The sequence below is a fragment of the Actinoallomurus acanthiterrae genome, assembly GCF_054775715.1.
The window spans coordinates 11,388,112-11,410,040 of the sequence record NZ_BAAHCO010000001.1 but is presented as its reverse complement, the minus strand read 5'-3'; the positions used below and the strand labels follow the sequence as shown (position 1 = coordinate 11,410,040).

The following is a 21,929-nucleotide window of genomic DNA, read 5'->3' as shown; positions in this document are numbered from 1 at the left end:
TTCGGCGATCAATGATTGATCACCAATGCGGCTCATCGTGGCATCGGCGGAATAGAACACGAACTGACCGTTTGGTCCCGCAGTCGTCCCCCGCAGTTACGTTTCCATGGCGGAACGGCTATACGGCGCGGTAACGAATTATCGTAAGAGCGGGCCGCTTAATGGGGTTCGCCGCGCATTTAGCGCGTCACAAATGCCGGAAATGGACCGTTACGTTGCGTCGCCGGCCTGTGGATCCGCGGGCGTCAGGCCGGGATGGCGTAAAGGATCAAGGGGAGGACGGCGACGAGGGTCGCGCCGGCCAGCATGGCACCGCGCAGCGGGCGCGGGAACGGTGCCGGGGCCAGCAGCCGCCGGACCCGTACGAGGATCGGGCTGGTCTCGTCGGCCGTGTCGATGCCGGTGACGCCCAGGGTGCCGGCCGGGGTCGGGGCCGGGCGGGCGGCGGCGAACCGCAGCAGGGCCGTCGCGAGCTCCTTGTCCGGGCGGTGGCGGCGGGCGCGGTCGTCGGCGGCCATCTCGACCAGCAGCTCCACCGCGTCGAGGGTACGGCCGACGATGCGTGCCTGCGGGAAGATCCGGCGCAGCGACGTGAAGGGCAGCAGGACGAGGTCGTGGCGTTCGCGGACGTGCGCGCGCTCATGGTCGAGCACGGCGGCCAGCTCGTACGGGCCGAGGATCTCCAGTGTGCCGGCGCTGACGACGACTTTGGAGGAGCGTACGCCGGGGACGCAGTAGGCGGCCGCCGCCGGGTGGTCGAGCACGAGCGTGCCGGGCATCTCCGGGTCGCCGTGCGCCACGAGGGCCAGCAGGGCCCGGTGCCGCCGCCGCGCGCGGACGACTCCGGCGACCGCGACGAGCAGCATGGCGATGAGAACGAGCATGAAGGTCAGGCCGGCGGCGACCGAGGCGATCCGGATCGGCGACAGGGCCCGCGGGTCGGCGAAGAAGCGCGCGACGCCGCCGACGACGCCCTCGCCGTACGGCGCGACGCCGAGGCCCAGCAGGGTGCCGATGGAGGCCAGGCCCCAGGCCAGGCCGAGGGCCTGCCAGAGAACGATCGCGGTGCGCGGCGTCCGCCACGTCCAGCGGGCGCGCGTCAGCCGGTGCGCGCCGAACGCGCTCGCGACCGCCACCAGGGCGAGTAGGGCCGTGCCGGTCATCCCGGTTATGTCCCTTCCACCTCGTCGAGCACGCGGCGCAGCAGCTCGACCTCGTCACCGGAGACCGAGCGCGCGAAGTGCGCCAGCGCGGCGTCGCGGTCACCGGTCATGTTGAGCGCGCCCAGCATGAGCTCGGCGACGTACGCCTCTTTCGTTGCCACCGGACGGTAGCGCCAGGCGCGTCCTTCCCTCTCACGAACCAGAAAACCTTTTTTGGCCAGCCGGTCCAGGACCGTCATGACCGTGGTGTGCGCGAGGTCGCGTTCGTCAGCGAGCACCCGGCCGACCTCACGGGCGGTCGCGCCGTTCTCCCGCTCCCACAGGACTTCCATGACCGTACGTTCGAGCTCTCCGAGACCCTTCACGGGATGCATCCTATCGTCCGTAGTACTACGAGCCGTAGTACTACGATACGTAGGCTTGTCTCCGCACCGGGCCGCACCCAGGGCGCCGGCGCCTGGCCTGGTTCACTACGGGCATGGATCTTGACGAGGCGCAGCGGTTCGCCGAGGAGTGGGTCGCCTGCTGGAACTCCCACGATCTGGACCGGATCATGAAGCACTACGCCGACGACGTGGTGTTTCGCTCGCCGTACGCCGCGCGCCTCCTGCCCGGCTCCGACGGGACGCTGCGTGGCAAGGAGGCGCTGCGCGCGTACTGGGCCGAGGGCCTGCGTCACCTCCCCGACCTCCACTTCGAGGTCGTGGGCGTCTACGCCGGCATCGACTCGGTGGTCGTCAACTACCGCAACCAGGCCGGGCAACTCGTCAACGAGGTGCTCATCTTCGATGGCGACCTGGTCGTCTCCGGCTGGGGAACGTACGGCCCCCAGCCCGCCTGATCCTCCGTCGGGCGAAAACCGGTTGTACGGCCTGGAGCGGTGTGGGTACGGTCCGGGCCATGGATCTGCACGAGGTGGGGCGGCGAGCTAGCCGCGCCGAGTCGGGGGACGGGTAGTCCCGGCCCGGCCCGGCTCGGCGTGTGCGTGCCATCGTTCCGCCGACCTCGTGAGGCTGTTCCATGCGATCCACCGAGATCCGTTCCGTCTTCCTCGATTTCTTCACCGCGCGCGGGCATCGCCCCGTGCCCGCGAGCTCACTGGTCTCGCCCGACCCCGAGTTGCTGCTGACCAACGCGGGGATGAACCAGTTCAAGCCGTACTACCTCGGCCGGAGTGTTCCGGACTTCCGCCGGGCGACGACGTTGCAGAAGTGCGTGCGCACCGGCGACCTGGACAACGTCGGCCGTACCGCCCGGCACGTCACGTTCTTCGAGATGCTCGGCAACTTCTCCTTCGGCGACTACTTCAAGGAGGAGACGATCGCGTGGGCGTGGGAGCTGGTCACCGAGGGGTTCGGCCTGCCGCGCGACCGGCTGTGGGTCACCGTCTACGAGGACGACGACGAGGCCGAACGCCTGTGGCGGAGGCTCGGGGTGCCCGGCGAGCGCGTCCAGCGGCTCGGTAAAGAGGACAACTACTGGTCGATGGGCATGGCGGGCCCGTGCGGGCCGAGCTCGGAGATCCACTACGACCGCGGCCCGGCGTACGGTCCCGACGGCGGCCCCGCGTCGAGCGGCGAACGCTACCTCGAGCTGTGGAACCTCGTCTTCATGCAGGACGTTCGCGACGAGGACTTCCGCATTGTCGGGGAGCTTCCGGCCAAGAGCATCGACACCGGTCTCGGCGTGGACCGGCTCGCGCTCGTGCTGCAGGACGCGCCCGACATCTTCCACACCGACCTGATGCTCCCCGTACTGGAGACCGTGCGGGACCTGGCGGGCTACGGCGACGACACCTCCCTGAAGATCGTCGCGGACCACGCGCGGACGGCGGCGTTCCTCATCGCGGACGGGGTCCTGCCCTCGGGTGACGGTCGCGGGTACGTCCTGCGGCGGCTGCTGCGCCGGGCGATCCGGCACGCGCGGCTGCTGGGCGTCGAGGACGCGGTGCTGCCGGCCGTGACCGCCGCGGTGGTGGACCTGCACGGTACGACCTGGCCGGAGCTCGAGACGGCGCGTCCGCTGATCGAGAAGGTGGTGAGCGCCGAGGAAGACGGCTTCGCGCGCACCCTGCGGCAGGGGTCGCGGATCCTCGACACCGCGATCCAGGAGCGCCGGCTGTCGCCACGGCTGGCGTTCGACCTGCACGACACGTACGGCTTCCCGTTCGACCTGACGGTGGACGCGGCGCGGGCGGCGGGGCTCACCGTCGACGAGGACGCGTTCGGCGCGCTGCTGGAGGAACGCCGCCGGCGCAGCCGGTCCGGCCGTACGGAGCCGGGCCGTGGGTCCCGCGCGGCGACCGGGACCGCGTTCGTCGGGTACGACGCGACGCGTGCGGAGGCGCGGCTGCGCACGATCCTCCGCGACGGGGTGGAGGTTCCGGCGGCGGTCGAGGGAGAGGAGGTCGAGGTGATCCTCGACCGGAGCCCGTTCTACGCGGAGGCGGGCGGCCAGGTCGGCGACCGCGGCCGCATCCGTACGGCGTCCGGCGCGGTCCTCGCCGTGACCGACACCCGGCCGGGCCACGTCCACGTCGCGCGGGTCGAGTCGGGCGAGGTCGTACCGGGCGAGGTCGAGGCGGTCGTGGACGCCGAGCGGCGCGCGGCGGTGGCGCGGTCCCACACGGCGACGCACGTCCTGCACGCGATGCTGCGGCGGGTGCTCGGCGAACACGCGGCCCAGCGGGGGTCGCTCGTCGACGCGGGACGGCTGCGGTTCGACTTCACGCACTTCGAGCCGCTCGCGCCCGAGCGGCTGCGGGAGGTGCAGACCCTGGTCAACGAGCACCTGCTGGACGACCCGGAGGTCCGGGTGTGGCACGCGGACCGGGCGCGGGCGGAGGCGGCCGGGGCGATGGCGCTGTTCGGCGAGACGTACGGGGAGCACGTGCGGATCGTCGACATCGGCGACTTCTCCCGCGAACTGTGCGGCGGCACCCACGTCGGCCACGGATCGCAGGCGGGACCGGTGCACCTGGTCGGCGAGTCCTCGATCGGCTCCGGCGTGCGCCGGATCGAGGCGCTGACCGGCGTGGACGCGCTGCGGCACCAGGATCACGAGCGGGCGCTGCTCACCGAGCTCGCCGACCTCCTGCGGGTGCGCCCGGACGAGGCGCCCGGACGGATGCGGCAGCGGCTGACCGAGCTCGCGGAGGCGCGCCGCGTGCTGGAGCGGCACCGGCGGGAGGAGCTGACGACCGAGGCGGTACGCCTGGCGAGGCTCGCCAAGCGCGTCGGCCAGGGCTGGCTGGTCGTCCAACGGGTCGCCGGCGTGGACGCGGACGAGTTGCGGCCGCTCGCGGCGGACGTCCTCGAACGCCGCGGCGGCGTCGTGGTGCTCGGCGCCGAGATCGGCGACCGGGCGGTGCTGGTCGCGGCGGTCAGCCCGGACCTCGGCGCGCCGGCGCGTACGGTCCTGGCGTCCGCGGCGACCGCGATCGGCGGCGGCGCGGGCGGCAAGGGCACCGTCGCGAACGCGGGCGGCCGGCGCGCCGGGCGACTGGACGAGGCGCTGCGCCTGGCGGCGAGCTCGGCCCGCGACCTCCTCGGCGGCGGCTGAGCCCGTGGCCGCTCCCGGTTCTCGGAGAAGGGCGGGGAGCGGCCCGGTCGCGCTGTGACCCGTCAGGCGTGGCCGCCCATCACGCGCGGGGCGCGCATCCGTACGGTCGGCAGGTGTTCGCGGACCAGCAGGCCGCTGGCGGCCAGCACCCAGAGCGCCGCGAGGACGCCGGGGACGTACGTCTCCACCCATCCGCCGGGCACCAGTACGCCTCCGGTGATTCCGAGCGTGAAGGCGGCGAGCAGCCGCAGCACCGCGACGATTCCGGCGAACCACGCCATCCACATGGGGAAGACGTGCGTGCGGGCGATGGCCACGGCGGTGGCGGCCAGCGTCAGGGCGACGGCGATCCCGGACACCGTCCCCACGATGATCATCGTGGCGTACGGCGCGGGGGAGAACAGCAGCAGCGCCCGGTACTCGGTCATGGCGTAGGTCATCCCGGCGAACACCGCGATGGCCATGAAGGCGATCGCGGAGACGAGGATGAACCCCGCGAGGACGACAGTGGGGGCGTCGCTCTTGTCGTCCGCGCGCCGGAACGCCGTGGACAGGGCCGCGCCGAACCACAGGAACAGGGAGATGGCGATGGCGTACAGCACGGTGCCCCACATGATCTGGGCCCGGTGATCGGCCAGGTACATGGCGACCACCCCGGCGGCGTCCGTGAGGTGCGGCATGCCGCCCATCACGATCCGCCCGGCGACCGCGAAGATCACCGCGCCGATGCCGGCCAGACCGCCCCATCGCATCTCATGGCCTTCGCCCATCAGAATCATCTCCTCGGTGGAACGACCAGTACTCCAACGGTCGTCCGCCCGAAATGCCGTTTCTATGGCGAAAGGTGGTTATTACCGCAAAGACGGCATCAAGGAGATCTATCGCGGGGCGACGGCCGACCAGGGGAGGGTGACCTCGCCGAGCCTCCACCGGGCCCGGCCGCCGAACGGCGGCGTCGTGACCACCGGATGGTCACGGGTGAGGAGCTCCACCGCCGTCACCCAGCGCTGCCGCGGCCCGAACACCGACTGCGGCGCGGTGGTCGCCCACGCGCGGTCGAACGCGGTCAGGAGCTCGTGGACCCGCTCGCCGGGGACGTTCCGGTGGATCAGCGTCTTGGGGAGCCGCTCGGCGAGCTGGGACGGATGCGACAGCGTCGGGAGATGGGCCGCGAACGTGATCGTCCGCGGCACGGACACGCCCGGCCGATTCCCCGTCTCACGGCCTTCCAGGGTCACCCAGGCGGCCCGGCGGCCGATCTCCCCGCACGTGCCCTCGACGAGAACACCGTCGGGGGACAGCCCGGCGCACAGCCGGTCCCACGCCGCCCAGGCCTCGGCCTCCCCGTACTGGCGCAGCACGTTGAACGCCCGGATCAGCGTCGGCGGCCGGTCGACGGGCAGCTCGAAACCGCCGAGACGGAACGACAGCCCCTCGCGTTCGCGCGGTTTCGCCGCGGCGACCCGGTCCGGATCGATCTCGACGCCGACGACCTCGACCCGGGGATGCACCGCCCGCAGCCGCCCGAACAACTCGGCCGTCGTGACCGGCGACGCCCCGAACCCGAGGTCCACGACGAGGGGCCGGTCGGCCCGCCGCAGCAGCGGGCCGTGGACCGAGGCGATCCAGCGGTCGGCGCGGCGGAGCCGGTTGGGCGCGGTCGTGCCGCGGGTGATGACGCCTTCGGGCCGTGGGGGACGGGGCACGCACCCAGTGTGCGGTGCCTGACGGACCGCCGCGACCAGACGGTCAGACCTTCAGACGATCAAACGCGGTGCACCTTGTGGGCGGCGGCCTGGGCGCGCGGCTTGACGTCGATCCGGTCGATGTTGACGTGCGACGGGCGGGTGACGGCCCAGCCGATGCAGTCGGCGACGTCCTCCGCGGTCAGCGGCTCGGGTACGCCCTCGTACGTCTTGTCGGCCTTCTCCGCGTCGCCCTTGAACCGGACGAGGGAGAACTCGTCCGTCCGGACCATCCCCGGCGCCACCTCGGTGACGCGCACCGGCTTGTCGTACAGCTCCAGGCGGAGCGTGTCGTTGACGGCGGCGGCCCCGTGCTTGGCCGCGGTGTACCCGGCCCCGCCCTCGTAGACGACGTGCCCGGCCAGTGAGGTGATGTTCACGATGTGGCCGTCGCCGCTCTCGATGAGCTTGGGCAGCAGCGCTTTGGTGACCCGCATCAGCCCGAGGACGTTCGTCTCGAACATCCACTGCCAGTCGGCCGGATCCGTCTCGGCGACCGGGTCCAGGCCGGCCGCCCCGCCCGCGTTGTTGACGAGGACGTGGCACTGCCGCAGCGACGCCGCGAAGGCGTCGACCGACTCCTGGGAGGTCACGTCCAGGGCCACCACCGCGACGGCGTTCCGCCGGCCCGCGGGGTCGGCGCTCTCGATCTCCGCCTTGAGCTTCTCAAGACGGTCGACGCGGCGCGCGGCGAGGACGACGTCGAACCCCTCGGCCGCGAGCCGGCGGGCGGTGGCCGCTCCGATTCCGCTGCTTGCTCCGGTGACTACTGCTGTTCTCCGCACGATCGACATCCTCTCAGGCGCACTGCGTACACCCCCGGGCCGGGGGAATGCGGTGATGTGGCCGATAAGTTGTTGTAACGGAGGTGGTGTCCGTGTCGGGTCTCGCCCGGGTCGCGACGATCAGTGTTCACACGTCGCCGTTGGAACAGCCGGGGACCGGGGACGCCGGCGGGATGAACGTCTACATCGTCGAGGTCGCCAAGCGCATGGCGGAACGCGGTGTCGAGGTCGACGTCTTCACCCGGCACACCTCGCGGACGCTCCCCCCGGTCGTCGAACTGGTGCCCGGCGTGAACGTCCGGCACGTCGCCGCGGGTCCGTTCGAGGACCTCGACAAGTCCGAGCTGCCCGGCCACATGTGCGCGTTCACCTCCGAACTGCTGCGCATCGAGGCGGCGCACGACCCCGGCCACTACGACATCATCCACTCCCACTACTGGCTGTCCGGCCAGGCGGGGTGGGCCGCGCGACAGCGCTGGGGCGTCCCGCTCGTTCACTCCATGCACACCCTCGCGAAGGTCAAGAACACCTCGCTGGCCACCGGTGACACGCCCGAACCCCTGGGCCGCGTACTCGGCGAGCAGCGGGTCGTCGACTCCGCCGACCGGCTCGTGGCCAACACCGCCGAGGAGGCCCGGGAGCTCGCCTCGCTGTACGACGCCGACCCCGGCCAGGTCGCCACCGTCGCCCCCGGAGCCGACCTGTCCCGCTTCACCCCGCTGGACGGGGCACGGCGCCGCCTGGGACTCCCGGAGAACGCCGTCGTCCTCCTGTTCGTCGGCCGCATCCAGCCGCTGAAGGCGCCCGACGTCCTCATCCACGCCGCCGCCCGCATGCTCGAGGACGACCCGGGCCTCCGCGACCGGCTGGTCGTCGCCGTCGTCGGCGGGCCCAGCGGGTCGGCGCGTTCCCGCCCCGAGGAACTGCGGAGCCTCGCCGTCCGGCTCGGCGTCGCCGACGTCGTCCGCTTCGAACCGCCCTGCCCCCAGGACGAGCTGGCCGACTGGTACCGGGCCGCGGACGTCACCGTCGTCCCCTCCCACAGCGAGTCGTTCGGCCTGGTCGCCGTCGAGTCGCAGGCGTGCGGCACCCCGGTGGTCGCCGCGTCGGTCGGCGGGCTGCGCATCGCTGTACGGGACGGCCGGTCCGGTGTCCTGATCGACGGCCACGACCCGGCCGACTACGCTCGCGTGCTGCACGGCCTGATCGGCACGCCCGGCCGGCTGCGCGCGATGTCGGACGCGGCCGTCCGCCATGCCAGGGGCTTCGGCTGGGACGCCACGGCCGACCGGCTCCTGGAGGTGTACGCCGAGGCCGTCGAGGCACGGACCATGGCCGTCTCCGCGTAAGGGAGGGCACGATGAACGCCGACGAGGCGCTCAAGGCGATCCTGGACGAGCAGGAGCTGGAGTACGAGCGGCCACGCCCCGGGGCGTACCTCGTGAAGCTCCCGGGCAAGCACAAGCTGGCCACGATGACCTGGCTCATCGCCGGCGACCACAGCCTGCACGTCGAGGCGTTCTTCTGCCGGCAGCCCGACGAGAACCACGAGGAGTTCTACCGCTGGCTGCTGCGCAAGAACGGCGGGATGTACGGCGTGGGATTCACGCTCGACCCGGTCGGCGACGTCTACCTCGTGGGACGGCTGCCGCTGTCGGCGGTGACGCCCGAGGAGGTCGACCGGATCCTCGGCTGCGTGCTGACCTACTCTGACGACAATTTCGACCGCGCGTTGGAGCTCGGGTTCGCCGAGTCCATCCGGCGCGAGTGGGACTGGCGCGTGAAGCGCGGGGAGAGCGTGGCCAACCTCCGGCCGTTCGCCCGGATCCTGCCCGACGCGGCCCGCGACGGCGCGGACTCCGTCGCCTCCGGCCCTGCCCTGGGTTGAGCCTCAAACGAGAACAGATTCTAGTTTGATGTGCATATTGCGCACCATTGGTGGCTTTAAGTAGCTAAACTACCTGGCGTTGCGGCGTACCGGACGGAGGGGCGTGGAGTGACGGATCAGGACGACTGGGCCCCAAAGAGTGTCGACCTGAGCACCCCGAACGCCGCGCGGATGTACGACTACTACCTCGGCGGAAAGGACAACCTGGCGCCCGACCGCGCCGCCGCCGAGGCCGTCCTGGAGATCGCCCCGGAGATCCGGGTCGCCGCCCGGCAGAACCGCGGCTTCCTCGGCCGGGCCGTCCGCCACCTCGCCGAGGCGGGCATCCGCCAGTTCCTCGACGTCGGCACCGGGCTGCCGACCCAGAAGAACGTCCACGAGGTCGCGCACGGCGTCGCGCCCGAGGCCCAGGTCGTCTACGTCGACAACGACCCGGTCGTCCTCGCGCACGGCCGCGCCATCCTCGCCGGATCCAAGAACGTCGACATCGTCCAGGCCGACCTCCGGCAGCCCGAGGACATCCTGAACAGCCCCGAGGTACGCGATCGCCTCGACTTCGACCGGCCGATCGCGATCCTGCTCGTGGCGATCGTGCACTTCCTCCAGGACTCCGACGGCCCCGACGAGCTCGTCGCGCGGTTCCGGGACGCCCTGCCGCCGGGCGGGTACCTCGTGCTGAGCCACGTATGCGGGGACGCGCTCCCCGACGCCGTCGCGCCCGTCATGGAGATCTACCGGCGCTCCTCCACACCGATCATCACGCGCAGCACCGAGCGGATCCGCGGATTCTTCGGCGACCTGGAGCTGGTCGAGCCCGGGCTCGTCAACGTCTCGGCGTGGCGCCCCGACACGGTGGAGGCCAAGCGGATCACCGAGAGGTATCCGCAGGGGTACTTCCTGGCGGGGGTCGCCCGCAAGCCCTGAGCTAGGCTCCCTTGCCATGGCGACATTGGTACTTCTCAGGCACGGCGAGAGCGTGTGGAACGCCGAAGGCCTGTTCACGGGCTGGGTGGACGTCGATCTGTCCGAGAAGGGGGAAGAAGAGGCGGTCACCGGCGGTGAGCTGCTGCTCGACGCCGACATCCGGCTCGACGTGGTTCACACCTCCGTGCTCAAGCGGGCGATCCGTACGTCCAACATCGCGCTGGACGCCGCCGAGCAGCTGTGGATCCCCGTACGACGCTCCTGGCGGCTCAACGAGCGCCACTACGGGGCCCTGCAGGGCAAGAACAAGGCGCAGACGCGCGAGGAGTACGGCGACGAGCAGTTCATGACCTGGCGCCGGTCGTACGACACGCCGCCGCCGCCGATCGCCGACGACGACCCCCTGTCCCAGATCAACGACCCGCGGTACGCCCTCCTGCCCTCGGAGCTGATCCCGCGGACCGAGTGCCTGGCCGACGTGGTCGACCGCCTGCTGCCGTACTGGTACGACGCGATCGTCCCGGACCTCGCGGCGGGCCGCACGGTGCTGATCGCCGCGCACGGCAACTCGCTGCGCGCGCTGGTCAAGCACCTCGACGACATCTCCGATGAGGAGATCGCGGGGCTCAACATCCCCACCGGCATCCCGCTGCTGTACGAGCTGGACGACGACTTCGAGCCACTCAAGAAGGGCGGGGAGTACCTCGACCCGGAGGCCGCCAAGGAGTCCATCGCGGCCGTGGCCAACCAGGGCAAGAAGTAGATCCTTTACTGGAAAGCACAGATCCCGGCAGCGGACTCGCTGCCGGGATCCGTTCGTCTACGGCGATTATTCGGCGATCTCGATGTCCGCCGCGTGCTCGCCGGTGACCAGGTAGACGACGTTCTCCGCCACGTGGACGGCGTGGTCGGCGAACCGCTCGAAGTAGCGGCCGGCCAGGGAGATGTCCACCGCCGGCTCGACCCCGTGCTTCCACTTCGGCGACAGCAGCGCGTCGAACAGCTTGCGGTGGAGCCGGTCCATCTGGTCGTCGTCGCCGTCGAGTTCGAGGCCCATCTCGACGTCGTGCGAGGCGATCACGCTGCCGGCCTTGGCGATCATTCGCTCGGCGATCTGGCCCATCTCCAGGACGGTGGCCTGCAGCTCCGGCGGGATGGCCGAGTCGGGGTGACGTCGGCGGGCGGTCTTGGCGAGGTGGACGGCGAGGTCCCCCATACGCTCGATGTCACCGGCCATCCGCAGCGCGGCGATCAGCATGCGCAGGTCGCGGGCGACCGGCTGCTGCCGCGCCATCAGGTCGAAGACCGTCTCCTCGATCTCGGTCTCGAGCTTGTTGACCTGCTCGTCAGTGCTGATGACCTCTTCGGCGAGCCGCAGGTCGGAGTCGAGCAGGGCCGTGCTGGCCCGCGTCATCGCCGATCGCACCAGCCGCGTCATCTCCACGAGCTTGTCGGAGAGCCCGTCGAGCTCCTCGTGGTAGGCGTCTCGCATAAAGATCCTTTATTCGGGCGTGGATATCCAGTTCGCAGCATCGTCGGATGCTATGAACGGTTGTGTAGTTAGAGGTTAACTTTTGACGAACGTCCTTGCGGGTGCGCTGGTCCGCGAGCGGACCTAGGCAGAGGGCCGCCTACGATCCAAGATGTGAATGTGGAGGTAGTGGCCGGCCTGGCGGGTGCCGTCGGGCTCGTAACCGGCCTGGTGGCAGGGCTGGCCGTACGTGCCAGCGAGCGCTCCCAGCGACCGGTGGATGCCCCCACCCCGCTGTCGAGCCTGCCGAGCGGTGTGGCGTCCGTCCTGAGCGTGCTCCCGTCCTCGGCGGTGGTCATCGACGGGGACGACCGCGTCCTGCGCGCCAGTTCGGCGGCGCGGGCGTTCGGTCTCGTCAGCGGCGACCGGCTGCTCGTCGACGAGCTCATCGCCATGGCGCGGCTCGTCCGCCGCGACGGTGAGATCCGCGAAGAGGAGATCGAGGTCGTCCACGGGCGCCGGGAGGGCCGCTGGTTCTCGGTCCGCGTCGCGCCGATGGGATCGCACGGCCTCGTCCTCGTCCTCGCCGAGGACCTGACCGAGTTCCGCCGCGTCGAGGCGATCCGGCGCGACTTCGTGGCCAACGTGAGCCACGAGCTGAAGACGCCCGTCGGCGCCCTGTCCCTGCTGTCGGAGGCGGTCGAGGACGCCGCCGACGACCCCGAGGCCATCCGCCGCTTCGCGCAGCGCATGCAGCACGAGTCCGCGCGCCTGACCAACGTCATCCAGGACCTCATCACCCTCACCCGCCTGCAGGGCGGCGAGGCCGTCGAGCGGCCCCGGACGGTCGACCTCGACGACGTCATCCACGAGGCCGTCGACCGCTGCCGGCTCAAGGCGGAGCCCAAGGAGATCACTCTCGCCATCGGCGGTCGCGACGACCTGACGGTCTACGGCGACGAGGAGCTCCTCATCACCGCGGTCCGCAACCTGATCGACAACGCCATCGCCTACAGCCCCGAACGCACGAGAGTCGTCGTGTGCACCCGGTTGGCCGACGAGAACCACATCGAGATCAGCGTCACCGACCAGGGCATCGGCATCCCGGAGGCCGACCTCGAGCGCATCTTCGAGCGCTTCTACCGCGTCGACCCCGCACGATCCCGGCAGACCGGTGGTACGGGCCTCGGGCTCGCCATCGTCAAGCACGTCACGACCCGGCATCGGGGGGATGTGAACGTCTGGAGCAAGGAGGGATCCGGCTCGACCTTCACCATCCGCCTTCCGCTACCCGCCACCTCCGCACCCGCGAAGGAAATCACTGAGCAAGACACCGTACGGGAGGCCCCCTAGTGACCCGAGTGCTCGTCGTAGAAGACGAGGAGTCGTTCAGCGACGCGCTGTCGTACATGCTGCGCAAGGAGGGTTTCGAAGTCGCCGTCGCGGCGACCGGGCCGGACGCCCTGGAGTCCTTCGACCGTTCCGGCGCCGACCTCGTGCTGCTCGACCTGATGCTGCCCGGGCTCCCCGGCACCGAGGTGTGCAGGGAACTGCGCACCAAGTCGACCGTCCCCGTGATCATGCTCACGGCCAAGGACAGCGAGGTCGACAAGGTCGTCGGGCTGGAGCTCGGCGCCGACGACTACGTGACCAAGCCCTTCTCCTCCCGTGAACTGGTCGCCCGCATCCGCGCGGTGCTGCGCCGCAGAGGCGACGGCGAGGAGCTGGCCCCCGCGACGCTGGAGGCGGGACCGGTCCGCATGGACGTCGAGCGGCACGTCGTCACCGTCTCCGGCAACGAGGTGCCGCTGCCGCTCAAGGAGTTCGAGCTCCTCGAGGTGCTGCTGCGCAACGCCGGGCGCGTGCTGACCCGCATGCAGCTGATCGACCGCGTGTGGGGTGCCGACTACGTCGGTGACACCAAGACGCTGGACGTCCACATCAAGCGGCTCAGGGCGAAGATCGAGCCCGCCCCCTCGACGCCGCGGTTCATCATCACCGTGCGCGGGCTCGGCTACAAGTTCGAGCCCGACGAGTAAGACGGCACAGGCCGGGCGTCTCCGCGGCGAAGCCGCCGGAGACGCCCGCTCTCAGAGGCGTGTGGCAACGCGAAAGCCCGCCGCTCCGGTACGGAGTCGGCGGGCTTGACGCGTTCTCAGGAGGACGGGCTCGCGGCGGGCTTCTTGGCCTTCGCGTGCTTACTCGCCTTGGCGGCCGGGGTGGCGGAGCCCGCCGGGGCGGCCCCGCCCGCGGTCGGGCTCGCGCTCGTGCCCGGGGTCGGCGGGGCGCTCGGGGTGCTCGGCGCCGGCGGGTAGGTCGCGTAGTAGCCGGCCCGCGGGACGACGGGGACGTCGATCGTGAGGGCGCCGGCCTGCTGGAAGTGCAGGGTCAGCCGGATCGACTCGCCGCCCGTGAACTCCCTGGCGAGCCCCCTGAGGACCACGCCCGGCGTCGCCTCCGCGGGAGCGCCGCCCGTGCTCGGGGTCTTCGGCGTGACGCCCGTTGCCGGGGCGCCCGCGGTCGGGGTGCCGGTCGGCGTCGTGCCCGGCTTGGCCGGGGCCTTCTTGGCGCCCTTGGTCGGCGTGCCGCTCGGAACGCCGCTCGGCGAGACGCCCGGAGTCGACGCGCCGGGCGGCTGCTCGCCGGTGGCCTGAGGGTTCGTGGAGATCAGCTGATTCGGCGGCAGGTCCAGCCCGCCGCTCGCGATCTCGACCGACTGGGCCGAGCCCGCGGCCTCGACGCCGACGAGCTTGTCCGCCGAGGTGCCCTTGACGACGATCCAGGCGTAGAACGGCGCGGAAGCCCCCACCGGCAGTCGCTGGCCGGGCTCGGGGCCGAGCACGAAGGCGTTGCGGACGTCGACCCGGCCCACGGAGGCGTTGACGCCCTCGGTCAGGCGGGTCGGCAGCACCGACTGCGGATGCTGGCCGGCGGCGCAGGCGGACACCATCGGCGCGACGGCGAGGGCGCCGGCGATGGCCATGGCGACGGCCCGGCGGCGGTTGCGGCTCACGGCGTCGTTCTCTCCTTGGACAGGACTAGGGTTTTCCGAGGCGCGCGGAACGCCCGAATGTGAAGCGTAGCGAGGCTACCCGCGTGGGCCCGACGGGGGGCCGGTTTCGCAGGCACCCGAAGATCGGGGAGTCCGCAGGCGGATCGCCGCCGGCCGTACGGGGATCGCCGTCGGCCGTACGGGGAAGCCGGCCGTACGACGGCTATGGGGTGCGCAGTGTCCGCAGGTCCGGGGTGAGATCCCGGGTCGGCTGGACGCCGCGGACGACATCGCGGACGATCCCGTCCGTGCGGACGAGCACCGCCGTCAGCCCCGCCGCCCGGTAGGCCGTCGACAGCAGGCGATCGGGATCCTCCGCGGGGATGGCGTCGCCTCGGGACACCGTGTCGGCGAGCCGCCGTACGTCGTCCGCGTCCCGGCCGGTGCGGCCGTCCGCGATCATCCACGTCTGGAACCCCTGGCCCACGGCCTGCTGGGCGAGACGCGTGACGGTGGCGTCGCAGTGGCAGTCGCGCGGCACGATCAGGACGAGGCCGGCCACGTTGATCAGTGTGTCGACCGGCATCTTCCGGCCGTTCACGACCACGTTCCCCGTGGGCAGCGCGCCGCCGGCGTCTCCCGGGCGGTGCCGCACCACGCCGGTCGGGGGGACCTGGATGGCGTGGTCGGTGGGCCGGGGCGAGACGACCGTCATCAGCACTCCGCTGATGAGCGCGACGAGGACGGCGCTGGCGATGAACGGAGCGGCGATCCCGTAGCGGGTGAATGGGCGGGCGAGTCTGTGCCACCGCTCGCGGCGGCGTCGTTGCCGCTGCTCTCGGTGGTAGGCGATCACATCGCGGTCGAGCTCCCGCGCATCGTCCGGGACGACGATGTCGACCTTGGGAAGCCCATAGTCGTCAGGGTCGCCGTTAAGCCCCACGCCACACCTACCTTCTCGGACCGCTGCCGGCCCCACCCCGGGTCGGCGCCCCCCGTGCACAGGAGATCACCGGCCCGTGTCGGCTCGTCCATCTCCAGTATGAGCCGCTTCAGGCGCTGTGTGAGCGGTGTGGCCCAATCCAATCCTCATAGCCGGGTGTTACACCGAATTCCAGCTTTGTCAATACCCTAATTACCCCGCTGACCTGCACATATGTCCGGATGGTCGGTTCAGCAGGTCCCTGCAGCGTGCTACCCTTATCCATAGCGGAAGGGGTACTTGTCACATGACTTTCAAGGTCGGCGACACTGTCGTCTACCCCCACCATGGGGCTGCTCGGATCGAAGCCATCGAGACTCGTGCCATCAAAGGTCAGGACAAGACCTACCTGGTCCTGAAGGTCGATAAGGGCGATCTCACCGTTCGCGTTCCCGCGGAGAACGCCGAGCTGGTCGGCGTCCGCGACGTCGTGGGCCAGGAGGGGCTGGAGAAGGTGTTCGAGGTGCTTCGCGCACCATACACCGAAGAGCCCACGAACTGGTCGAGGCGCTACAAGGCGAACCTCGAGAAGCTCGCGTCCGGCGACGTCAACAAGGTCGCTGAGGTTGTCCGGGACCTGTGGCGGCGTGACAAGGAGCGCGGCCTCTCGGCCGGTGAGAAGCGCATGCTGGCCAAGGCACGGCAGATACTGGTCAGCGAGCTGGCGCTGGCCGAGAAGACCAACGAGGACAAGGCCGAGGCCCTCCTCGACGAGGTCTTGGCCAACTAGCGCCTTGGCGACTCGGTTTCCACGGGTGGGCGTCGGAGTCGACGTCCACCCGTTCGCTTCTGGCCGCCCCTTGCGGGTGGCCGGCCTCGACTGGCCCGGTCAGGGCGACGGTCTCGACGGGCATTCGGACGGCGACGTCGCCGCGCACGCGGCGTGCGACGCGCTCCTGTCCGCCGCCGGTCTCGGCGATCTCGGTGCGATCTTCGGCACCAGCGACCCGCGCTGGGCGGGAGCCTCCGGAGTGGATCTCCTGCGAGAGGTCGAACGCCTGATCACGGCCGCGGGGCACACCATCGGCAACGTCTCCATCCAGGTCGTCGGGGTCCGCCCGAGGGTCGGTCCGCGGCGCGCCGAGGCGGAGAAGGCCCTGAGTGAGGCGCTGGGAGGCGCCCCGGTCAGCGTGTCCGGCACCACGACGGACGGCCTGGGCCTCACCGGCCGCGGCGAGGGCCTGGCCGCCATCGCGACCGCCCTCGTCCTCGTCTGACCGCCGACAGACCACCGGAGACAACAGGCCCGGCTGCGGCGCGGTCGCAGGTCTCGACGGAGTTCAGCAGATCACCGGGAGCACGGTGCCGGTCACCTCGCCGAACCCGATCGGGACGCCGTCGGGTCCGGCGGCCGTCGCCTGGATCCGTACGGTGTCGCCGTCCTCCAGGAAGGACCGGCGCTGCCCGTCGGGGAGCACCAGCGGGTCCCGGCCGTCCCAGGTGAGCTCGATCAGGCTGCCGCGTTCGTGCCGCGTCGGTCCGGAGACCGTTCCGGAGGCCATCAGGTCGCCGGTCCGCAGCGCGGCGCCGTTCACGGTGGCGTGGGCGAGCTGCTGTGGCGCGGTCCAGTACATCGTCGCGAAGGGCGGGCGGCTCACGACGTGGCCGTTGAGCTCGATCTGGAGCGTCATCTCCAGGCCCCAGGGCTCGTCGGTGCGAAGGTACGGCAACGGCTCCGGGCTCTGGGTCGGCGGGCCCGTACGGGCGCTCTCCAGGGCCGCCACGGGCACCACCCAGGGCGAGACCGACGTCGCGAAGGACTTGCCGAGGAACGGCCCGAGCGGCTGGTACTCCCACGCCTGGATGTCCCGGGCGCTCCAGTCGTTGACGAGCACGAAGCCGAACACGTGGTCGCGGAACCCGGCCGTCGGCACCGGCCGGCCGAGCGCCGAGGGCACGCCCACGACGAAGCCGACCTCCGCCTCGATGTCCAGCTTGACCGTCGGGCCGAACACGGGGCCGTGGTCGCCCCGGCGCTGCCCGCAGGGCCGTACGATCGGCGTCCCCGACGGCACTACGGTGCCGGCCCGGCCGTGGTATCCGATCGGCAGGTGGAGCCAGTTCGGGGGCAGCGGGTCCGCGCCCGGCCGGAAGATCTGGCTGACGTTCGTGGCGTGGTCGCGCGAGGAGTAGAAGTCGACGTAGTCGGCCACGTCGAACGGCAGGCGTATCTCGGCCTCGCTCAGGGGCACGAGATGCGGCTCGACCTGGGCGCGGTACGCCGCGTCGGTGAGCAGCGTGGTCAGGCGGTCCCGGGTCGCCTGCCAGACCGCGCGCCCGGCGGCCATGAAGGCGTTCAGCGTTCCGGAGGCGAACCATCGCCGGTCGGCGAGCAGCCCCGCCGCCGCGAGCGCGGCCAGGTCCAGCACGTGGTCACCGATGGCCACACCCACGCGCGGCAGCTCCCCACGCCGGGAGAACACGCCGTACGGGAGGTTGTGCACCCCGAATCCGCTGCCGTCGGGAACGGGAACCCAGGTCTCCATGATCCGTACCTTCCCAGGTCTGCGCGGATTCGATCCCGAAGGATCCGGCGTGCGCTCAGTCGCGGGGCGGCGTCGGACCGCTGCGGAACTTGCTGGACGGCGGTGTCAGGTCCTCCTCCTGCCGGGGAGCTCCCGGGGCGGCCGGCCAGGACGCCTCGTCCTGCCCCTCCCACGACCGGGCGTCGCCGGCGTCCGGGTCCTCGGCCCGGTCCTCGGCGTACGCGTCCTCCTCGTCGCCGGCCTGCGCCGCGTCGGCCACACCGGCTATCGGGATGCCGTCCGGGTCGGTGTCCGCCAGCCTGATGCCGTCGGGCTGCGTGTCGCCGAGCGACCGCCCTCCCTGCGGTGGCCCGACGAGCCGTACATCGGTCGGCAGCGAGGTCCGGGCCACCCAGCGCGGCGGGGGCTCCTCCTGCTCAGGGTCCACGGGCGTCTCGTTCACGGGCACGTTCACCTCCGGGTCGGGATCGGCCACGACGCCCTCGGCCGGGTCGGTGCCCGTCCGGGACACGGTCTCGGAGTCCCAGGCGTCCTCTGTCATGGATACCGTCCCGGAGCCTGGGGCGTCGTCCGCCAGAGGTACGGTTCCGGAGCCTCGCGCGTCGTCCGTCAGGGCTACGACCCCGGAGCCTCGAGCGTCGTCCGTCAGGGGTACGGCCCGGGAGTCCCGGGCGCCGTCGGTCAGGGGTGCGGTCTCGGCGTGCCGGGCGTCGCCGGGCAGGGGATCGGTCCTGGTGTCCCGGGCGTCGGGCGCCGACTCGGGGGACAGGTCGGGACCGGGCTGCCACGCGCGATCCGCCTGCCGTTCCAGTTCCGGCGAGAGCAACGGTCCGTCCCGGAGCGCGGCCGGCTCGCGGTCGGGCTCAGGAGCGGGTCCGAGCGCGCGTGGTGCCGCAGGACGCGGCAGGGGGCGGGTGTCGGCGGGTTCCTCGTCGAAGAGGCCCGGAATGAGCGCTCGCCGGGTGTCGGCCGGCTCGGCGTGGGCGTCCGCCGGCTCGGTGCTCGGCGAGGCGGTGTCCGGCGAGGCGGTCGTGGCCGGCGGGGAGTCCGGGACCGGCGGGACGGCGGCGTCGCGCCGACGGGTCCGTACGACCTGTTTGATCATGGCCAGCCACAGCCATACGGCGATCGCGAGAATCACCCAGGGGGCGGCCGCGACCCCGCCCGACAGCCATGGGCGCGACAGGTGGCGATAGCCGTGGACGGCGCGCTCGACCCCCGCGGCGCCGGCGCTGGCGATGAGCACCAGCAGGAGCAGCCACCGGACGGTACGCGCCCACCAGGGGGACCGGCGCGCGGTGAGGATCGACAGGATCACGACGACGATCAGTCCGTCGACCACGCCGGGGTACAGGAACGCCCAGTGGCGCGCCGCATCGCCCTGGACGGCGAGCGCCCGCAGGTCGTCATAGGAGAGCACGAACGTCGCACCGGCCAGCGCCGCGACGCCGAGGCCGCCGGCAGCCGTCAGCAGCCGCCGCTGCGCCGTGGAGTACGGGGCGGGGGAGTCAGTCATAGCAGGGAAACCAACCATCGGCTCGGAGGGTTCCCCTATCTTGACCGGATCAACGCGCCCGTGCCCTCATCGCCGTGCCGCGTGTCGCCTGAGACGGTTACGGAGTCGTACATGATCGGGCGAGCCTTGCGATTCCGGTGCCGGGAGCGGACCCCGATCGAATAGCCTCATACGCGTGAGCCTGCGCCTCTACGACACCGGTACCCGTAGCATCCGCGAATTCGTCCCGCTCGAGGCGGGCCGGGCGGGGATCTACGTCTGTGGTGCCACGCCGCAGGCCGCCCCGCACATCGGGCATCTTCGCTCCGGCGTCATCTACGACCTCGTGGTCCGCTGGCTGCGCGCCTCCGGCTACGACGTCACCTTCGTCCGGAACATCACCGACGTCGACGACAAGATCATCCGGGTGGCCGCCGAGACCGGTGTGTCGTGGTTCGCGGTGGCAGAGGCCAACCAGCGGGTCTTCGGCCGCGGCTACGACACCCTCGGCTGCCTGCCGCCGACCATCGAGCCCCGCGCGACCGGGCACGTCCCCGAGATGATCGTGCTGATGCGCCGCCTCATCGAGGCGGGCCATGCCTACACCGTCGAGGGCGACGTCTACTTCGACGTCGAGTCCTGGGCCGATCGCTACGGCGCGCTGTCCAACCAGCGGCTCGAGAACATGCGGCCGGCCGGGGACACGCCCAACGAGGCGGCCAAGCACGACGCTCGGGACTTCGCGCTGTGGAAGGGCGCCAAGCCAGGCGAACCGAGCTGGGAGACCCCCTGGGGGCCGGGACGCCCCGGCTGGCACCTCGAGTGCTCCGCGATGGCGACCAAGTACCTCGGGCCGACCTTCGACATCCACGGCGGCGGCGTCGACCTGATCTTCCCCCACCACGAGAACGAGCTCGCGCAGTCGACGGCCGCCGGTGACGGGTTCGCCCGGTACTGGCTGCACAACGGCCTGCTCACGGTGAACGGCGAGAAGATGAGCAAGTCCGTCGGCAACGTCGTGCTGCTGACGGATCTGCTCGACCGGGCCCGCCCGGTCGAGGTCCGCTACTACCTCGCCGCCGCCCACTACCGCTCGATCATCGACTACTCCGACGAGGCCCTGCACGACGCCGCGCTGGCGTACCAGCGCATCGAAGGATTCGTGACGCGGGCGGTGGAGCTGGCCGGGCGCGTCGAGCCCGGCACGCCGCCCGCCCCGTTCGTCGACGCGATGAACGACGACCTCGGCGTTCCGCAGGCCCTGGCGGTCGTCCACGAGGCCGTCCGCGAGGGCAACACCGCGCTCGCCGCCGGCGACAAGGACGCCGTGACCCGCGTCCTCGGCGAGGTGCGCGCGATGCTCGACGTCCTCGGCCTCGACCCGCTGTCGGAGCAGTGGGAGGGCGAGGGCGGCGACCTTCGCGAGGTCGTCGACGCCCTCGTGTCGGTGGCCCTCGAGCAGCGCCAGGCGGCCCGGGCCCGCAAGGACTACGCCGCGGCCGACGCCATCCGCGACGGCCTGACCGCCGCCGGGATCCTGATCGAGGACACCCCGCGCGGCACCCGCTGGGAGCTCAAGCACTCCTGAGCCCGTCCCGATTCGCGGCGTGACGCGGGTCCCTGAACCGATGTGGGTCCCTCGATCCGGTTGCGGTACGGCGCTCCGGGGGACGTACCGGTCGAGAGATCTGACGGGTCCGAGCGGCCGCCCCGGCCGGGGCCCTGCCTGCCGAGGTGGTGCACGTGTTCGAGCGGTTCGCCGATACCGCACGCCGTGTCGTCGTTCACGCCCAGGAGGAGGCCCGCTCGCTCGAGCACGGCCATATCGGGACCGAGCATCTCCTTCTCGGTCTGCTGCGCGGCGACACCGACGGGGCCGTACGGGCCCTCGCCGCCGCGGGCGTCGACCTCGACGACGCCCGCCGCGACGTGGAGGCCATCGTCGGACGGGGCTCGCGGGAGCCCGAGAGCGACATCCCGTTCACCCGGCGGGCCAAGAAGGTCCTCGAGCTGTCCCTGCGCGAGGCACTGCAACTCGGCGACGACTACATCGGCAGCGAGCACATCCTCCTCGGCCTCATGCGGGAGTCCGACGGGGTCGGCGCTCGTGTCCTGCAGCGGCGCGGCGTCGACGTGGCCGAACTCCGGAGCGCCGTCATCCTGGACCTGCAGAGCCGCCGGACAGGTCGCCCGCAGCCCGCACCCCGGGCGGCAGCGGGTGGCGAGGGCCCGGCCGGCGAACGGCCGCTCGAGAAGGCCGGCGAACGGCCGCTCGAGGCAGGCGAACGGCCGCTCGGTGAGGCGATCGAGGCCATTGGAGAGCGGCTGGCCGCCATCGAACATCGGCTCGAGCGCATCGAGCGGCTCCTACGGGACGGTTCGGGTCCTGGGGCCGCGTAGAGTCTGTGCTGGGGCGACAGATCGCCCGGTGCGCTAG

General features: G+C 71.5%; 22 protein-coding genes. 12 read left to right on the top strand and 10 right to left on the bottom strand.

Annotation, left to right across the window (positions count from 1 at the left end; translation table 11 throughout):
* Positions 1 to 245: 245 nt before the first annotated feature.
* Both ACYVF7_RS53935 and ACYVF7_RS53930 read right to left on the bottom strand, forming a co-directional pair.
* Positions 246 to 1,163, bottom strand: coding sequence for a M56 family metallopeptidase (locus ACYVF7_RS53935; RefSeq protein ID WP_460355409.1), 918 nt, complete (start codon positions 1,161 to 1,163; stop codon positions 246 to 248).
* 5 nt (positions 1,164 to 1,168) lie between these two features.
* Entirely contained in the window at positions 1,169 to 1,528 is a 360-nt protein-coding gene (locus tag ACYVF7_RS53930; RefSeq protein ID WP_460355406.1) for a BlaI/MecI/CopY family transcriptional regulator, read from the bottom strand.
* A 113-nt stretch (positions 1,529 to 1,641) separates the two neighbouring features.
* On the opposite strand from ACYVF7_RS53930, the gene ACYVF7_RS53925 reads away from it, so the two are divergent.
* Together ACYVF7_RS53925 and alaS are read left to right on the top strand one after the other, a co-directional pair.
* A complete protein-coding gene (locus tag ACYVF7_RS53925) occupies positions 1,642 to 2,004 on the top strand; it encodes a nuclear transport factor 2 family protein (RefSeq protein ID WP_460355404.1) in 363 nt (120 codons plus the stop codon).
* Between the two features lie 179 nt (positions 2,005 to 2,183).
* On the top strand, positions 2,184 to 4,724 hold the full coding sequence (alaS, locus tag ACYVF7_RS53920) for an alanine--tRNA ligase (RefSeq protein WP_460355402.1): 2,541 nt from the start codon (positions 2,184 to 2,186) through the stop codon (positions 4,722 to 4,724).
* A gap of 62 nt (positions 4,725 to 4,786) precedes the next feature.
* On the opposite strand, the gene ACYVF7_RS53915 is transcribed toward alaS, so the two are convergent.
* From ACYVF7_RS53915 to ACYVF7_RS53905, 3 genes are all read right to left on the bottom strand, one after another.
* Positions 4,787 to 5,494 carry a hypothetical protein gene (locus ACYVF7_RS53915; RefSeq protein WP_460355398.1) on the bottom strand — a complete coding sequence of 236 codons (708 nt, stop codon included), beginning with the start codon at positions 5,492 to 5,494 and terminating at the stop codon, positions 4,787 to 4,789.
* 108 nt (positions 5,495 to 5,602) lie between these two features.
* Complete coding sequence (locus tag ACYVF7_RS53910) at positions 5,603 to 6,430, bottom strand: class I SAM-dependent methyltransferase (RefSeq protein ID WP_460355395.1); 828 nt, start codon at positions 6,428 to 6,430, stop codon at positions 5,603 to 5,605.
* A 59-nt stretch (positions 6,431 to 6,489) separates the two neighbouring features.
* Positions 6,490 to 7,254, bottom strand: coding sequence for an SDR family NAD(P)-dependent oxidoreductase (locus ACYVF7_RS53905; RefSeq protein WP_460355392.1), 765 nt, complete (start codon positions 7,252 to 7,254; stop codon positions 6,490 to 6,492).
* 92 nt (positions 7,255 to 7,346) lie between these two features.
* Here ACYVF7_RS53905 and mshA point away from each other — a divergent pair, with 92 nt between their 5' ends.
* From mshA to ACYVF7_RS53885, 4 genes are all read left to right on the top strand, one after another.
* Positions 7,347 to 8,603: a D-inositol-3-phosphate glycosyltransferase gene (gene mshA, locus ACYVF7_RS53900; RefSeq protein WP_460355390.1), complete on the top strand. Its 1,257-nt coding sequence runs from the start codon at positions 7,347 to 7,349 to the stop codon at positions 8,601 to 8,603.
* Positions 8,604 to 8,614: 11 nt separating this feature from the next.
* Entirely contained in the window at positions 8,615 to 9,142 is a 528-nt protein-coding gene (locus ACYVF7_RS53895) for a type III secretion system chaperone family protein (protein WP_460355387.1), read from the top strand.
* Positions 9,143 to 9,250: 108 nt separating this feature from the next.
* Complete coding sequence (locus tag ACYVF7_RS53890) at positions 9,251 to 10,066, top strand: SAM-dependent methyltransferase (protein ID WP_460355384.1); 816 nt, start codon at positions 9,251 to 9,253, stop codon at positions 10,064 to 10,066.
* A 16-nt stretch (positions 10,067 to 10,082) separates the two neighbouring features.
* A complete protein-coding gene (locus ACYVF7_RS53885; RefSeq protein ID WP_460355381.1) occupies positions 10,083 to 10,829 on the top strand; it encodes a phosphoglyceromutase in 747 nt (248 codons plus the stop codon).
* 66 nt (positions 10,830 to 10,895) lie between these two features.
* On the opposite strand, the gene phoU is transcribed toward ACYVF7_RS53885, so the two are convergent.
* Positions 10,896 to 11,558: a phosphate signaling complex protein PhoU gene (gene phoU / locus ACYVF7_RS53880; RefSeq protein ID WP_460355379.1), complete on the bottom strand. Its 663-nt coding sequence runs from the start codon at positions 11,556 to 11,558 to the stop codon at positions 10,896 to 10,898.
* Positions 11,559 to 11,711: 153 nt separating this feature from the next.
* Between phoU and ACYVF7_RS53875 the strand changes: the two genes are divergently transcribed.
* Complete coding sequence (locus tag ACYVF7_RS53875; protein ID WP_460355376.1) at positions 11,712 to 12,890, top strand: sensor histidine kinase; 1,179 nt, start codon at positions 11,712 to 11,714, stop codon at positions 12,888 to 12,890.
* Positions 12,890 to 13,576, top strand: a complete 687-nt coding sequence (locus ACYVF7_RS53870) for a response regulator (RefSeq protein WP_460355373.1) — start codon at positions 12,890 to 12,892, stop codon at positions 13,574 to 13,576. Before ACYVF7_RS53875 ends, ACYVF7_RS53870 begins: the two co-directional genes overlap by 1 nt.
* Positions 13,577 to 13,692: 116 nt before the next feature.
* Here the strand turns inward: ACYVF7_RS53870 and ACYVF7_RS53865 are convergent, their stop codons facing one another.
* Both ACYVF7_RS53865 and ACYVF7_RS53860 read right to left on the bottom strand, forming a co-directional pair.
* A complete protein-coding gene (locus ACYVF7_RS53865; protein ID WP_460355370.1) occupies positions 13,693 to 14,550 on the bottom strand; it encodes a hypothetical protein in 858 nt (285 codons plus the stop codon).
* Between the two features lie 202 nt (positions 14,551 to 14,752).
* Positions 14,753 to 15,472 (bottom strand): hypothetical protein, encoded by a 720-nt coding sequence (locus tag ACYVF7_RS53860; RefSeq protein WP_460355368.1) that lies wholly within the window; start codon positions 15,470 to 15,472, stop codon positions 14,753 to 14,755.
* A 286-nt stretch (positions 15,473 to 15,758) separates the two neighbouring features.
* Between ACYVF7_RS53860 and ACYVF7_RS53855 the strand changes: the two genes are divergently transcribed.
* Positions 15,759 to 16,241, top strand: a complete 483-nt coding sequence (locus ACYVF7_RS53855) for a CarD family transcriptional regulator (protein WP_252778128.1) — start codon at positions 15,759 to 15,761, stop codon at positions 16,239 to 16,241.
* Positions 16,242 to 16,266: 25 nt separating this feature from the next.
* Complete coding sequence (gene ispF / locus ACYVF7_RS53850) at positions 16,267 to 16,728, top strand: 2-C-methyl-D-erythritol 2,4-cyclodiphosphate synthase (protein WP_460355364.1); 462 nt, start codon at positions 16,267 to 16,269, stop codon at positions 16,726 to 16,728.
* Between the two features lie 63 nt (positions 16,729 to 16,791).
* On the opposite strand, the gene fahA is transcribed toward ispF, so the two are convergent.
* Both fahA and ACYVF7_RS53840 read right to left on the bottom strand, forming a co-directional pair.
* The gene (gene fahA / locus ACYVF7_RS53845) at positions 16,792 to 17,997 is read right to left on the bottom strand and encodes a fumarylacetoacetase (RefSeq protein WP_460355361.1); all 1,206 of its coding nucleotides are present in this window, start codon (positions 17,995 to 17,997) and stop codon (positions 16,792 to 16,794) included.
* A gap of 55 nt (positions 17,998 to 18,052) precedes the next feature.
* Complete coding sequence (locus ACYVF7_RS53840; protein WP_460355358.1) at positions 18,053 to 19,513, bottom strand: DUF2637 domain-containing protein; 1,461 nt, start codon at positions 19,511 to 19,513, stop codon at positions 18,053 to 18,055.
* A gap of 175 nt (positions 19,514 to 19,688) precedes the next feature.
* Here ACYVF7_RS53840 and cysS point away from each other — a divergent pair, with 175 nt between their 5' ends.
* Both cysS and ACYVF7_RS53830 read left to right on the top strand, forming a co-directional pair.
* Positions 19,689 to 21,080 (top strand): cysteine--tRNA ligase, encoded by a 1,392-nt coding sequence (gene cysS, locus ACYVF7_RS53835; protein ID WP_460355355.1) that lies wholly within the window; start codon positions 19,689 to 19,691, stop codon positions 21,078 to 21,080.
* Positions 21,081 to 21,235: 155 nt separating this feature from the next.
* Complete coding sequence (locus ACYVF7_RS53830; RefSeq protein WP_460355352.1) at positions 21,236 to 21,892, top strand: Clp protease N-terminal domain-containing protein; 657 nt, start codon at positions 21,236 to 21,238, stop codon at positions 21,890 to 21,892.
* Positions 21,893 to 21,929: the final 37 nt, after the last annotated feature.